Annotated in this window: 12 protein-coding genes; 7 read left to right on the plus strand and 5 right to left on the minus strand. The window is 43.8% G+C overall.

Annotated elements, in window-relative coordinates:
• The first annotated feature begins 40 nt into the window (after positions 1–40).
• Both MKY54_RS02475 and MKY54_RS02480 read left to right on the plus strand, forming a co-directional pair.
• The gene (locus MKY54_RS02475) at positions 41–1,327 is read left to right on the plus strand and encodes an aspartate aminotransferase family protein (protein ID WP_339189341.1); all 1,287 of its coding nucleotides are present in this window, start codon (positions 41–43) and stop codon (positions 1,325–1,327) included.
• Between the two features lie 38 nt (positions 1,328–1,365).
• Positions 1,366–2,250 carry a UbiA-like polyprenyltransferase gene (locus MKY54_RS02480; RefSeq protein WP_076179740.1) on the plus strand — a complete coding sequence of 295 codons (885 nt, stop codon included), beginning with the start codon at positions 1,366–1,368 and terminating at the stop codon, positions 2,248–2,250.
• 568 nt (positions 2,251–2,818) lie between these two features.
• On the opposite strand, the gene MKY54_RS02485 is transcribed toward MKY54_RS02480, so the two are convergent.
• The 4 genes from MKY54_RS02485 to MKY54_RS02500 form a co-directional block, all read right to left on the minus strand.
• Positions 2,819–3,799 carry a polyprenyl synthetase family protein gene (locus MKY54_RS02485; protein ID WP_076124510.1) on the minus strand — a complete coding sequence of 327 codons (981 nt, stop codon included), beginning with the start codon at positions 3,797–3,799 and terminating at the stop codon, positions 2,819–2,821.
• A 16-nt stretch (positions 3,800–3,815) separates the two neighbouring features.
• Complete coding sequence (locus MKY54_RS02490; protein WP_076124508.1) at positions 3,816–4,265, minus strand: hypothetical protein; 450 nt, start codon at positions 4,263–4,265, stop codon at positions 3,816–3,818.
• Between the two features lie 245 nt (positions 4,266–4,510).
• Positions 4,511–6,391, minus strand: coding sequence for an FAD-dependent oxidoreductase (locus MKY54_RS02495; protein WP_076124507.1), 1,881 nt, complete (start codon positions 6,389–6,391; stop codon positions 4,511–4,513).
• Between the two features lie 48 nt (positions 6,392–6,439).
• Complete coding sequence (locus MKY54_RS02500) at positions 6,440–7,333, minus strand: FMN-binding protein (protein ID WP_339189346.1); 894 nt, start codon at positions 7,331–7,333, stop codon at positions 6,440–6,442.
• Between the two features lie 460 nt (positions 7,334–7,793).
• Between MKY54_RS02500 and MKY54_RS02505 the strand changes: the two genes are divergently transcribed.
• The 5 genes from MKY54_RS02505 (at position 7,794) to MKY54_RS02525 (ending at position 12,108) form a co-directional block, all read left to right on the plus strand.
• Complete coding sequence (locus MKY54_RS02505) at positions 7,794–7,997, plus strand: CsbD family protein (RefSeq protein ID WP_036682530.1); 204 nt, start codon at positions 7,794–7,796, stop codon at positions 7,995–7,997.
• Positions 7,998–8,166: 169 nt separating this feature from the next.
• Positions 8,167–9,579, plus strand: coding sequence for an ATP-binding protein (locus MKY54_RS02510; protein ID WP_076124504.1), 1,413 nt, complete (start codon positions 8,167–8,169; stop codon positions 9,577–9,579).
• Between the two features lie 104 nt (positions 9,580–9,683).
• A complete protein-coding gene (locus MKY54_RS02515; protein ID WP_036682545.1) occupies positions 9,684–10,949 on the plus strand; it encodes an MFS transporter in 1,266 nt (421 codons plus the stop codon).
• Between the two features lie 19 nt (positions 10,950–10,968).
• Positions 10,969–11,634 carry an oxidoreductase gene (locus MKY54_RS02520; RefSeq protein ID WP_076124502.1) on the plus strand — a complete coding sequence of 222 codons (666 nt, stop codon included), beginning with the start codon at positions 10,969–10,971 and terminating at the stop codon, positions 11,632–11,634.
• A 93-nt stretch (positions 11,635–11,727) separates the two neighbouring features.
• Positions 11,728–12,108, plus strand: coding sequence for a RidA family protein (locus MKY54_RS02525; RefSeq protein ID WP_036682524.1), 381 nt, complete (start codon positions 11,728–11,730; stop codon positions 12,106–12,108).
• A gap of 94 nt (positions 12,109–12,202) precedes the next feature.
• On the opposite strand, the gene MKY54_RS02530 is transcribed toward MKY54_RS02525, so the two are convergent.
• Entirely contained in the window at positions 12,203–12,970 is a 768-nt protein-coding gene (locus MKY54_RS02530) for a TspO/MBR family protein (RefSeq protein ID WP_076124500.1), read from the minus strand.
• Positions 12,971–13,141: the final 171 nt, after the last annotated feature.

A 13,141-nucleotide genomic window follows, 5' to 3' on the forward strand; every position in this document is an offset into this window, starting at 1 on the left:
GAATAAGTTACTATTTTCACAAGAAGAGAGGGAATCAATCATGGAACAACAAGAATTCATCGGAAGAGAAGCCGTAGCGGCAAAGCGTAAGCAATATTTCTATCCGTGTACACAGCATTTTTACCGCGATGCGCCTCAGCTTGTGCGAGGTTCGATGCAGTTTGTGTATGATGAACATGGCAAACAATATACAGATTTCTTCGCAGGTGTATCTGTAGTTGCCTGTGGGCACTGCAATCCAGCCATAACTGAACGTACGATTGAGCAGCTGCAGCAGCTGCAGCATACGTCTACGATCTATTTAACTCAGCCAAATGTGGATTTGGCTGAACGTCTGGAAGAGGTTATGCCAGGCGGTCTACGCCGAACCTTTTTCGTGAACAGCGGCTCAGAGGCTAATGAAGGCGCACTGCTGCTTGCCCGGATGTTTACAGGACGCAAAGGGTTCATTGCACTGGAAAGTGGTTTACACGGCCGTACCAATCTAACTATGAGTGTGACAGGTCTGCCGATGTGGCGCACCGATAAATACTTGGATCATGACGTTGAGTTTATTCCTCGTCCATATCATCCAGAACTATCTCTGGAGGAAGCCGCTGCACTATCCCTGGAATCTCTGGAGCGAGTGCTTGAGGAGAAGGGGAATACTATCGCCGCAATGATCGTAGAGCCAATCCAAGGCAATGGTGGTATGATTATGCCAACGCCAACCTATTTCAGTGAGGTCAAAATGTTGCTGGAGAGATACGGCGTGCTTCTGATCGCTGATGAAATTCAAACTGGATTTGGTCGTACAGGCAAAATATTTGCTATGGAGCATTTTGACGTAGTGCCCGATATTATAAGTATGGCCAAGGCACTGGGGAATGGAATTCCGGTGGCAGCCTTTGCGACAACGGATGAGATTGCACTCGCGCTGAACCGTCCGTCGGCTTCAACCTTTGGAGGCAATCCGGTATCTGCTGCAACGGCGCTGGCTGTGCTTGATTATATTCGCGATGAACGGCTTCCTGAACGCTCAGTGCTGCTCGGAGAACGATTGAAAGCAGGGCTAAAGACCCTTCAAGACCGTTATCCTTCGCTTATTGTGGATGTACGGGGAATTGGGCTTATGTTGGGAGCGGAGCTTGCTGGTGAGGATGCAGAAGGCTCTGCGGCGCTTACAGATCAAGTACTGGAAGCGATGAAAGACAGAGGATACCTGATCGGCAAAAATGGCATAGGACGCAACGTACTAGCCTTTCAACCGCCGATGATTATTACGGAAGAGGATATCGACGGGCTGCTTTACAACCTGAATGAAGTCCTTGCGGAGCTTAATGACTAATATAATGAATTTCAAGTAGCGAAGAAAGAGGAAAACGAATGGCTATTCTAAACATTTTTAAAACTGCAGGCCTAAAGCTTAAAATGTTCAGTGAACTGGTGATGTTCTCTCATACGCTTTTTTCGCTGCCGTTTGCCATTATCTCGATGGTGTGGGCTGCTGGGGGCTGGCCATCAGGGCATGTGATGATCTGGGGTCTGATTGCATTGATCGGTGCCCGTAATGGCGCTAATGCATTCAATCGGCTGGCAGACCGTACGTTTGATGAACAGAATCCTCGTACGGCACATCGGCATTTGCCACAACGGTTATTGGCAGAAAAAGAAGTGGTTGTCTTTGTTATTGTCAATTATGCCATCTTTATTGTGGCTTCAGGCATGCTGAACTTGCTCTGCCTGCTCTTATCGCCGGTAGCAATCGTGTTAATATCGACTTATTCTTATACAAAACGTTTTACCTTTCTAAGCCATTTATATTTAGGCTTTGTTATTGCTTCCGCACCGATTGGTGCATGGTTTGCCGTAACCGGAAATATCGCATTTACCCCGTTTGTGATCGGGACGGTAGTTATGCTCTGGATTGCCGGATTTGATATTATCTACGGCACTCAGGACATTGAATTTGACCGGCGGCATGGGTTATGGTCTATTCCGAGCTTCTTTGGATTAGAGAATGCGCTGCGTATCGCCAAAGGTCTACATTTCATTATGATTATGCTGCTATTATTTCTATACGTATGGCAGGATCTCGGCTGGGTGTATCTGGTTGGGATTGGCATCGCTACATTGCTCCTGATGACCGAGCATAAGATTATAAAACCTTCGAATCGTAAGCTGATGAAGGTGGCTTCTTATAATCTAAATCAGGTAATTAGCATAGTGATATTATTGTGTACGCTGATTGATTTTTTCTATGTTAGTTAGGGAGCTGGCTTTGGTGAGCCGGCTGGCTGAGCATTGGCGCATTGCCCTCAAACTAACAACAAAAGACAATAGCCTACCCCTTTTGGGTAGGCAAGGGAATTGGAAAGCTGGCTACGCTAGCTTTCCTTTTTTGTGTTGACTCGGGTCCCCGCTCTGCAAGGGGGAAGCTACGAGTTGAATGCAAAGATTAGGGAAAACCTCCCTAATCTTATTGAGTTTTTTATCCTTTGACTCTGTTTTAGGGAATTTCTCCCTGAAATATAGCTGGTTACTCTTAAAAGCATGCTAAAGTGGACTTTATTAGGGAGGAATTCCCTAATATCGTGGTTTTCGAACGATTATTAGCTAATTTTAGGGAGGTTTTCCCTAATTATATCCGATGGAGTAGAATGACTGAATTAGCTCATGTGCGCTACGCTGCGTTTGCGTGTTTAGCTTGTCCTGTTGAAGCGGAAAAATAGCAGTTGAATTGCGACAAGATCAATAAAATGATGTGTCTAAATCAAAAAAACGGATACCCCCAAGTGAATGGGAGGTATCCGTTTTTATTTGTATTAGAACGTACGCTTTAGCGATCACGGTCCGCAAAATATTGCAGCAACGTTTCCAGATCAGCATGCGCCGGGTAGGAGGAGAGCTGCTGCACAATAGCTGCAGCTTTATCCAGATAGTTCTGGCTGACCCGTTCAGCGCGAGCGAGGGCATCGCTATTGTTAATTAGGGTGAGCACATGTGCTACTTCAGCGTCGGAAGAATCCGGGCCGATTGCACGGATCACAGGCGAGAGCTTAGGGTCCTGCAAGGCGTACAGCACTGGCAGGGTGACCTGACCATGTCGCAGGTCGCTACCGGCAGGTTTGCCTAGGACATCGGCGGACTGTGTGAAATCTAGCAGGTCATCTTGTATCTGAAAGGACATCCCTAAGGCTTCTCCAAAATTATAAAGGAGATTGGCAACTTCTTCGGTGCTTTCAGTGGACAGTGCACCAACCCGTAAGCAGGTTGCCATAAGAAGAGCGGTTTTGTTTAAGGATTTCTCCAAATACTGATCCATTGTAATTTCATAATCAAAAGCATGTTCCATTTGCTGATATTCACCCAGACACAGCTGAGCGGTGGCTACAGAGGATAAGTCATGAACGTATCTGTTTTTATCTCCTGTATATTTGCTCAGCAGCTCGATGACCCGAGCGGACATGTAATTACCAACATGTACTGCTGACAATGTCCCCGTCTTAATATGTAAGGCGGGTACGCCCCGCCGTAACTCAGAACGGTCAATGATATCATCATGAATTAATGAGGCGGCATGAATAAATTCAGCAGCAGCAGCTAATTGAAGCGCTCTGCGACCGGTATCCTTACGGCCAAACCGACTGCCAACAATGACCATGAGGGGACGAAGGCGTTTACCACCGGAATTTATAAGCTCTAGAACACTTTGCGCGAGCTGAGATTTCTTAGGTACATCTTTATCACGCGTCACAAGGTTTACGATTTCGCGGTTGATTTCATTTATGTCTATATTTAAGGCCTCATGCAGCTTCATTTATGGATCCCACCTGTCAAATGGCTTTGCTTGTGCGACTACGCTGTCTGCACTCTTGAATCAAGAACTCTTCGATTCCAGTAGCTGGATCATGTTCCGCGAAGTCTCCATTTGACCGTCTAATCTGCATTTTTTTGATCGAAGGAGCTAGATAAGCAACTAAGTCGAGCTCACGGCATTTCACCGCAAACTGCAGGTAAAAGCTATACAAATAATCTCCATCCAAAATGTTGCGTGTAAGGTCGGGATGATGTGGGATACATTCCATATGGCGCTCTGCTGCCAAAGTGAGAATAGTGTAAATACCCAGCAAATTGACTTTGCGGCTGTATTCCAGATCATGGCGTTCCAGTACCGAGATTAGCTGTTCACATGCAGCCGGAGAGGGCTGAAGCTCAATTCCGGCAATAGGTGACATTTCAGTATGCAACAACCGGAGGGTATCTTCTATGAGTTGTTTGTTCACAAGATTCTCTCCTTCTTGTCGGTTTTGCCGGAAGAAACCATACCCCGATCATCCCTACAAAACCATTCATTCAAGAAAAAACCACCATTTCCTAGGATTAGGAAGGTTATTTTCTTCTTGTAAATAAGGAGAGTAATGTGTCCTAGGGACACATTACTCTGAAGTATATCCATATTTAACCCTAATAAAATACAATTTGCACATATGTTCTATATGATAAATTACACAAATTCAGGGTTTTATTATCAGTCGGTGTATAGATACCATCGTCTGACGAGCGGAATTCTCTTCCACTGTTTCTTAAGCCAAGGAAGTACATAGTAGTCTAGACCAAGTGTGCTTCCCGATCCGCCGATGCAGGCAATACCAGCAGCAACGTACCATAACATTTCTGTCGAGGCCATTTTGGTTGACCAAATCATGACCGACATGCCTACGGTTGCTATAGAAGCAAGTGCTGTGAAGAGACCAACGATGAGCATAATACCGAAGACGATTTCTGCACATACCATACCGATTTGGAACCATTTCGCGAGGAAAGTATAACTTCCGTCGTTGTTGTAGAACATCAAATCCATGAACCAGTTTGTAATGTTGTATACGAAGTTAGGTACAGGCAACGCTTCAACTGCTTCTTTTGCAGTGGATACTGCTGAAGCTGCAGATTGTGCATCTACGGTGTCTTTAACTGCATCTACTGCAACACTGGCTGCTGATGAAGCATCCGTTGCAAAAGGAGCAGCTGGAATCAAGAAAATCTTATCTGGATCTTTCCAAATCTTTTGGATCTTCTCAATACCTTCGTATAACCACATACCCCCAAGTAGAACACGAAGTGGAACGAGCCAGAAATTAGGTGAACGTTTGGAGAAGTGACCACCCAAGAAGCTCTTGCGGTTCTCAACATGGAAGAATTCATGCATCATATATGTCCATACTTTATTGAATCCGACAACCTGAGACAGGTAGAACATATTAATAAAGTGTTTGGATAGCATTGCCATGAATCCAGTAAGCATAAAGAACTTACCTGGCAGACCAACGTTAGCTACGCCGTAGCGGCTACCAATGGAGACCATTGTACCGTGGAAACCTGGTTTGTAAGCTTTTTTAGCAGTGTTCTGAATGTCGGCGGCAATGTTGCCAGCAACAATCGGAGCGGCTTGTTCAGCGTTCTCAACCATTTGTGGTACAGGACGAGTTTCACCTTCAGGAATGTAGAAAATGTTGTCCCCTACTACGTAGACGTTCTTATGATCTACACTTTCCAGGTTCTCATTCGTAACAATCCGTTTGCGGCCTTGTTGTTGAACTTCAAGTCCACCAACGATTTCGGAGCCTTCAACACCAGCAGTCCAAACAATTGTTTGGGAATCAACGACGTTTTTCTCACCAAGGGCAACACTACCATTGCCTACTTCGGTGATTTTAGCGCCAGTAACGATTTCCACGTTCAGCTTACGAAGGCGAGCTTCAGCTTTTTGAATCAGCTTATCTGGAAGGATAGGCAGAATCTTCGGAGCCATATCAGCCACAATCAGTCTTACTTCGGATGGGTCGATAAAGAACTCCTTGCATAATTCCTCGCGTTGTTCAGCCATTTCACCAACCAGCTCGACACCAGTAAAGCCGGCACCGATAATAACGAAGGTCAGCATAGCACGGCGTACAGCTGGATTTTTCTCCATAGCCGCTTTGGTATACATATCGCGGATTTGGCGTTTCAATGCTACCGCATCATCGTAAGACCAGAAGGAGAAGGTGTTTTCTTCTGCGCCTGGAATGCCGAAGAAGGTTGGTTTGCTACCTGTGCCGATTACAAGGTAATCGTAAGCGTAGGTAGCTTTATCGGACTTAAGTTTTCTGCTTTTGAAATCGATATTGCTGATCTCATCAAGAACAACATCTACTTTAAGGCCCGCAAAAATTTTCTTAAGATCGATCTTGATTGAATCCTCTGGAGCACGGTTCGCGGCAACCTCATGCAGCTCAGTCAATAGAGTGTGATATGGATTCCGGTCGATCAGTGTAATTTCAACATCTTTGTTTTTCTTAAATTTCTTTGCCAGTTTCTTAGCCGTGAGTACGCCGCCGTAGCCGCCGCCCAAAATGACTATTTTCTTCAAGAGAAATTCACCTCATTCGTCTGATTAGCTGCAGAAGGTCCTGCGAAATTATTTCGCGCCTTCGAGTGCTTTTTCTGCAAGTGTAAAATATTCACCAACATGAATACTCACGCCGGAAATTGCATCAGTTTTGCCTTCAGCATCAAGCGTTGGAGCAGTACCTTTGTTTTCAAGGAAGTATTTTTCAGCCAAAGCGATTTGTTCATGCCATTCAGCAGAAGCGCCGCCAGCTTTCATACCATATTTACCATCAACGGAGAATTGCTTCTTGTCATCGCCAGCAGCATTCAAACCACTGAATTTAACAGCTACAACATTACCGTTAGCAACAGTCAGGTCAACAGTGGATTTCCAACCGGATTCAGCGTCCATTTCGCCTTCAGCATGGTAGCCTCCGTCTTTATATTGACCAGCTTCTACTGGACCAGCAGCAAGAGCAGCTTGAGCAGCTTTTACAAAGTCAGATACGTGTACGGATACACCAGAGATGGCATCAGTTTTCCCCTCAGCATCAAAAGTTATAGCTGCTGGATCTTGTTTTTCGATCAGGAATTCTTCAGCTTTAGCTGCTTGCTCGTGCCATTCAGAAGAAGCACCACCAGCTTTCATGCCATATTTACCATCTTCAGAAACCTTTTTCTTCAGGTCGCCTGCAGTGTTAACGTTAAAGGCATCCCAGTCAGCTTTAGTGATCTTTCCACCTTCTACAGTTAAGAGTGCGAAATATTGCCAGCCAGTTTTAGCATCAACGTCAGCAGTACCGTAGTAAACTCCGTCTTTGTACTGTCCAGCTTCAGTTCCAGCGTTACCGGAATTTGTTGCAGGAGCAGTTGTTTCAGCTGGTGCGTTAGTAGGGGCTGCGGCGTTGTCTGTGTTGTTACCACAACCTGCGAGCAATCCAAGGATAAGTGCGCTCGACAAGATAACAGAAGCTTTTTTCATTTCAAATGACCTCCAAAAATATAGTTTAAAATATATATATTAAAATGTAAAACATTTTAATAGTCGAGCGAAGTGATAAAAATCACTTTATAAATGATATTTGTCACTTTAATCTCATACCTCATTACCCGTTTGTAACAGTATCATGACTTATATCGGCATAGATTAGAAAAAAATTTAATGATGTTGTTTTATCTCCGATGGCATTCTAGCATATGGACTAGGAAAACATTTGTGAAATAAATCACTTAAAAAATTAAATATTTAATTTATATCTGGATTATATCAAATTTTAAAAGATTTGAATACATAAATTAAAAAATATATGTGACAGAATACGACTTAATTTGCTAATGCCATGAATGGCGGAAAGATTCATAGCGAATGGGGAAGGGTAAGTAAAGGTAACACGGGATAACGATCCTACCCTAATTAATTCAGCTAAGGAGATGAGCTAATAATGGACAACAATGTATTTAAAGGGAAATGGAAACAGCTCAAAGGCGAGGCCAAGAAGCAATGGGGCAAGCTTACAGATGATGATCTTGACGTAATTGATGGTGAAAAGGATAAATTAGTAGGTAAACTACAAGAACGTTATGGACACACGAAAGAAGACGCGGAAAAAGAGTACCAAACTTGGGGACGTTCCTACCGCGATTAATTCGTTACTAATGACGTCTATAATAAAATTCCAGAAGAAGAGCGCAAATCGCATCTGATTTGCGCTCTTCTTCTGCGTCCGTGGGCGGTTAGTTATCGAATAGGGCTTTAGTATGGTAGTATTATGAGATGAAAGTTGTAATTTATTTTGCCAAGGTGGGAGTGAATCTATGGGTTATCTTAAAATATTTTTTGGAAACACCGCGATGCTAATAGCTGTAGCCTATTTGGCTAATCTTATATATAAAAGCACCATTTCAAATGCAAGTGTAAGAATAAAGAAAGTAAGCTGGGTATTACTAGCCATCTTTGCCGGGTGGATTAGTACTCTTTTTGGATATAGGCTGGATGAGCATGTGATTTTTGATTTACGTTTTGTGCCACTTATTATTTCAACGCTGGCTTATCCGCATCCTTTCATTCTTGTTTTGATTGGTATAGGAACAGGTCTTACACGGTTAACTTTTGGAGTAAATGAGGCAGCAATGGCTGGTACAATTAATTTGTCCATTCTAGGATTTATTTGTGCTGCGCTTAGCTACTGGGTCAGACGATCTAGCTTATGCATAGTGAACAAAGGTTTGATCGTGATTCTAGTCGTAAATGTAATGAATGCAATCAACATTATGGTGTTTGGTGTGATTCCCGCCCCAGAGTACATAAGAGAGATTATGCCGATTACTTTCCCTGCGGGGTTGATTCTAAGTGTTCTATTCTCCTTAATTATTCGTGACTTTCAATTAGGACTCTTACGGAATGTGCAGATTCAGCGTGCTAATGAACAACTGTCCGCCCAGACGGAGGAGCTGCATAAGAATAAGATAGCGCTTGAAGAACGTGCCGATCAGTTAATGATGGCTTCGCAATTTAAATCCGAATTTCTGGCCAATATGTCTCATGAGCTTCGAACACCACTGAATAGCATCATTAATTTATCGCAATTAATTGAAGACAATGATAATTCTCTTACGGAAGCAGAAATGAGTGAGTATGCAGCCATTATTCGCCGTTCTGGTGAAGAATTATTGATGATAATTGGCGATATATTAGATCTGTCCAAAGTGGAAGCAGGTCGATTGGATATTATAAATGAAGATTTAAGTGTTATTGAGATCCCAGAGATCCTGGCTATGCAATTCGCTGTCACGGCTAAACAAAAGGAATTAGAATTTACTATTGCTATGGAAGAAAACATCCCGCAAATGATTCATTCCGATCCACAGCGGATTCAGCAGATCCTGCGTAATTTGCTCTCTAATGCTTTTAAATTTACAAAGTCTGGCCATGTCGCACTCCGTATTCGTCAAGAGGAACGTGGGGAAAGAGCTATTGTGAAGCATTGGATTGTATTTGAGGTAGAAGATAGTGGGATAGGTATTGCACCAGAGAAGCATGCCATGATCTTTGAAGCCTTCCAACAGGCGGATAGAACAATTAGTCGAAAATATGGCGGAACAGGATTAGGACTTTCTATTAGTAATGATTTGGCCAGACTGCTCGGAGGGTTCATTACTTTAGAAAGTGAGGAGGGTAAAGGGAGTCGTTTTTCGCTTTATTTACCCCTCGAATTCATAGAAGAGTAAGCTCCAATATTATTTGTTAATTTGGCGTATTGACAGTAGATTGATGCGGAGTAGAATGAAGCAAATGCCGCATCAAAGGAGTGTTACCCCTTTCTATGAACAACATGGAAACTAAGCACACAGTTACTAGTTCAAAGCGTGTCCGTAAAACCTCAGTACATCGCAGGAATTTGCGCATTGCTACCTGGGAAGGTGTGCCATCGACCATTTTCCAGGTCCTGCTGCAAGGGCAGTTTCTAACAGGATTCCTGCTATATTTAGGAGCCACTTCAAGTCAAATTGGATTTGTGCTAGCGCTTACCACTTTGGTTAACGTGATGCAGATCGGGGTAGCTTTTTTGATTCAGAAGCTGCCAAGCCGCAAATGGGCTATGGTTACTTTTATCGGCCTGCATAGGATACTTTGGAGTTCTACGGGGCTAATTCCGTTTATTTTTCCTAAAGAGTATTGGGTCATGGCTTTTATAGCCTTATATACTACTGCTTTTATTGCCAATACGGCGGGTGGTGTGCTGTGGAGCTCTGTGATCAGCGATCTTGTTCCGGCACGTGTGCGTGGACGTTATTTTGGGATTCGTAATACGTTCCTGAATGCACTCGGTAGTCTGGTGATGTATGGTGGGGGTATCGTTTTGGATCGTTATCCCGGGAGCCATGGCTTTCTGATTCTTTATATTGTTGTGTGGATCTTCGCGATCTCTAACGTCGTTGTATTCTTTTTTTATCCCGACGTGCCTTTCGAGAAATCGGAAGAACATAAATTTTTACCGATGTTTAAGAAACCGCTTAAAGATACTTTATTTATGAAGTCTACTTTGTTTCTGGCCGCCTGGTTGCTGCTGCAGAATTTAACTGTTCCGCTATACTCGTATGTCATGTTGCAGTTACTTCATATAAATTATGAAACGTTATCACTGCTTAATGTGTCCCAGACTCTTTTTATGATGGCTAGTTTCTACGTTTGGGGTAATCTAAATGCAAAATATAGCAATAAACGTCTGTTGTTCTTTACGTTGCCGATTATTGCCTTGTCCTCGTTGATGTGGGGACTCTTGTCTGTGTTGCCGATGCTGTTGGTGTTGTTTGCCGCTCATATTGTTTTTGGTGTAGGTGTAGGCGGTTTCAACCAGCTGGCCTTTAATTTTATTATTGGAGACACGCCGAAAAAAGAACGGCCTATGTATATGGCGACCTATGCGGCGCTTACGGGTTTATCATCCTTTTTTGGTCCGCTTATTGGGGGACAGCTGTATGAAAAAATTGCCCACTGGCCGCAATGGACCCAAGTATACGGTATGCAGTTGGTAGTGGGAACGCTTATGATCGCTCTTGCCTTCCTGCTGGGCCGTCGTATTCTAAAGGACGAATAGAAGTAAAGGGGACTATTCCATGTTAAGGATTGCGTTGGTATTAGGGGCTACTGGATTAGTAGGGAAAGCGGTTACGGAGGAATTGCTGAATCGTGAAGGTTGGGGTGAGGTGAGAGTGCTTGTACGGACTCCATTAGCTTTAGAACATCCTAAGCTTAAGCAAATCGTTGTGGATTGGGAGAGCCTGGCGGAGTATAGCGATTCGTTCGAAGGCGTTCATTCCATCTTCTGTTGCCTCGGGACTACGATCAAGAAGGCAGGTTCACAAGAGCAGTTCGAACGTGTCGATCTGGATTATCCGCTTGCAGCTGCTGCTATTGCGAGAGATCACGGTGTTAAACAGTTCTTGGTTGTTTCATCCATGGGGGCAGATGCCAAATCGCGCAATTTCTACAGTCGGACTAAGGGGAGAGCAGAGGAAGCGTTAAGCAAAATCGGTTTTCAAGGGCTGCATTTGTTTCGGCCATCCTTGCTGCTGGGTCATCGTGAGGAATTCAGACTGGGAGAACGCGTCGCGGCTAGATTGATGAAAGCACTGGAGTTTGTGATGGTTGGCAAAGCGGCTAAATATCGTGCCATACCTGGTGTAACTGTGGCGAGAGCTATGGTTAACATTGCCTCTGCTGACACGCATGGTCTGCATATCTACACGAATGAAGTAATACATGTGATTGGAAAACGTTAAGTTTTTCGGGCTGCTAATAAATTTGCATTACGGTGAGAACAGGACTTACAATGGACAATAAATGATCAGCGTTTAATGGAGAGGGGTAACAAGATGAGTAAAAAACAAGTAGCTACTACAAAAGCACCAGGAGCCATTGGTCCTTATAGTCAAGCCATTACCACCGGTAGTTGGGTATACACTTCAGGACAACTGGGCCTTAATCCCGAGACAGGGAATTTGGCTGAAGGCGTTCAGGAACAAGCTCGTCAAGCACTTAGCAATGTACAAGCTATTCTTGAGGAAGCTGGTGCATCACTGGATCATGTAGTGAAGACCACCGTATTCCTAAAAGATATGAATGATTTTGCAGCAGTTAACGAGGTTTACAGCACTTTCTTTAAAGAACCTTATCCTGCCCGCAGTGCCATTGAGGTTGCTCGGCTGCCCAAAGACGGACTTGTTGAGATCGAAGCGGTAGCACGTAAGAAATAAATATGATTTCGCACTTCTAGATTATTCTACAAAAAAAGGCGGGTTAAGGAGGATCACCTTCTTAGCCTGCCTTTTTATATTATCAAGAGGACAATCAGTATCTGCTGTATCTTCTGCGGCGTGGTGTGAGCAATAGCCAAATGCTGTAGAGCAGCAGAAGACCTGCCGTTACTGTGCCCGTTACAAAGACTGCATTAGCTTCTCTATGTTCCAAGGCGATCGCGATGAAAGCCCATACGAAGACCAGAGGATAGATGCTGTCTCGGTTAGGGTAGCTGACTAACACCGCAAGCAGTGTCCCCACGCAGAGCATGATCACGGCCCAGGTTATCCCGCTAAGTCCAAACCCATCCCAATGATTTTTCTCCAGAACAACGCTAACATTCACGATAGTCGCCACAGAGATCCAGCCAAGGTATATACTAAAGGGTAGCTTGATCAGCCATTTCTCACCTGAAGTAGGATTTGCGATCTGGCGCGTTCGGCGATAGATAACAATGATGGAAATTAACATTAACACCATGGCAATCAAAGAAAGCTCGATGTATAGATACTGCCAGAGGAAAAGCCAGCTCATATTAAAAACACAGCTCAGGATAAACCAGAACGAAATAGCTCGTACAGAATCCCTAGAACTTGTATAGGAGCGGAATTGATAAATAACGAAACCGGCTAACAAGAGGTAGATCAGCGACCAAATGGAGAACGCGTAGCCAGCAGGAGTCATGTAAGTCTTATATTTGTCAGAGATTTCTCCTGTACTGTTTCCGCCCAAAGGCAAGGTTACCGCCAGCACATTTACGATAATTACACCCACAAAGAATACGAGGTTCCACCATTTATAAGGATTATAACGTCTCAAATAATTCACTCCCTAGCTTTTTTAATAGGGTGTTGCTTATTTAGAATATACCCCTTTTTGGCCTAATTAAGACTATAAAAAGAAAAGAAGTGACTAGTGAGTCATAACATTCTTGGATAGTAGGGCAGTAGTGCGGGGTATTTTAAATGAATCAAATTACTGGGTGTTTCT

The sequence above is a fragment of the Paenibacillus sp. FSL P2-0121 genome (assembly GCF_037975345.1).
Lineage (GTDB): Bacteria > Bacillota > Bacilli > Paenibacillales > Paenibacillaceae > Paenibacillus_AQ > Paenibacillus_AQ odorifer.

Excerpts from the sequence above, each read along its gene's own strand:
- MKY54_RS02475 (WP_339189341.1), top strand. The coding sequence starts at position 41 with ATGGAACAACAAGAATTCATCGGAAGAGAAGCCGTAGCGGCAAAGCGT.
- MKY54_RS02480 (WP_076179740.1), top strand. The coding sequence starts at position 1,366 with ATGGCTATTCTAAACATTTTTAAAACTGCAGGCCTAAAGCTTAAAATG.
- MKY54_RS02485 (WP_076124510.1), bottom strand. The coding sequence starts at position 3,799 with ATGAAGCTGCATGAGGCCTTAAATATAGACATAAATGAAATCAACCGC.
- MKY54_RS02500 (WP_339189346.1), bottom strand. The coding sequence starts at position 7,333 with ATGAAAAAAGCTTCTGTTATCTTGTCGAGCGCACTTATCCTTGGATTG.
- MKY54_RS02505 (WP_036682530.1), top strand. The coding sequence starts at position 7,794 with ATGGACAACAATGTATTTAAAGGGAAATGGAAACAGCTCAAAGGCGAG.
- MKY54_RS02510 (WP_076124504.1), top strand. The coding sequence starts at position 8,167 with ATGGGTTATCTTAAAATATTTTTTGGAAACACCGCGATGCTAATAGCT.
- MKY54_RS02515 (WP_036682545.1), top strand. The coding sequence starts at position 9,684 with ATGGAAACTAAGCACACAGTTACTAGTTCAAAGCGTGTCCGTAAAACC.
- MKY54_RS02520 (WP_076124502.1), top strand. The coding sequence starts at position 10,969 with ATGTTAAGGATTGCGTTGGTATTAGGGGCTACTGGATTAGTAGGGAAA.
- MKY54_RS02525 (WP_036682524.1), top strand. The coding sequence starts at position 11,728 with ATGAGTAAAAAACAAGTAGCTACTACAAAAGCACCAGGAGCCATTGGT.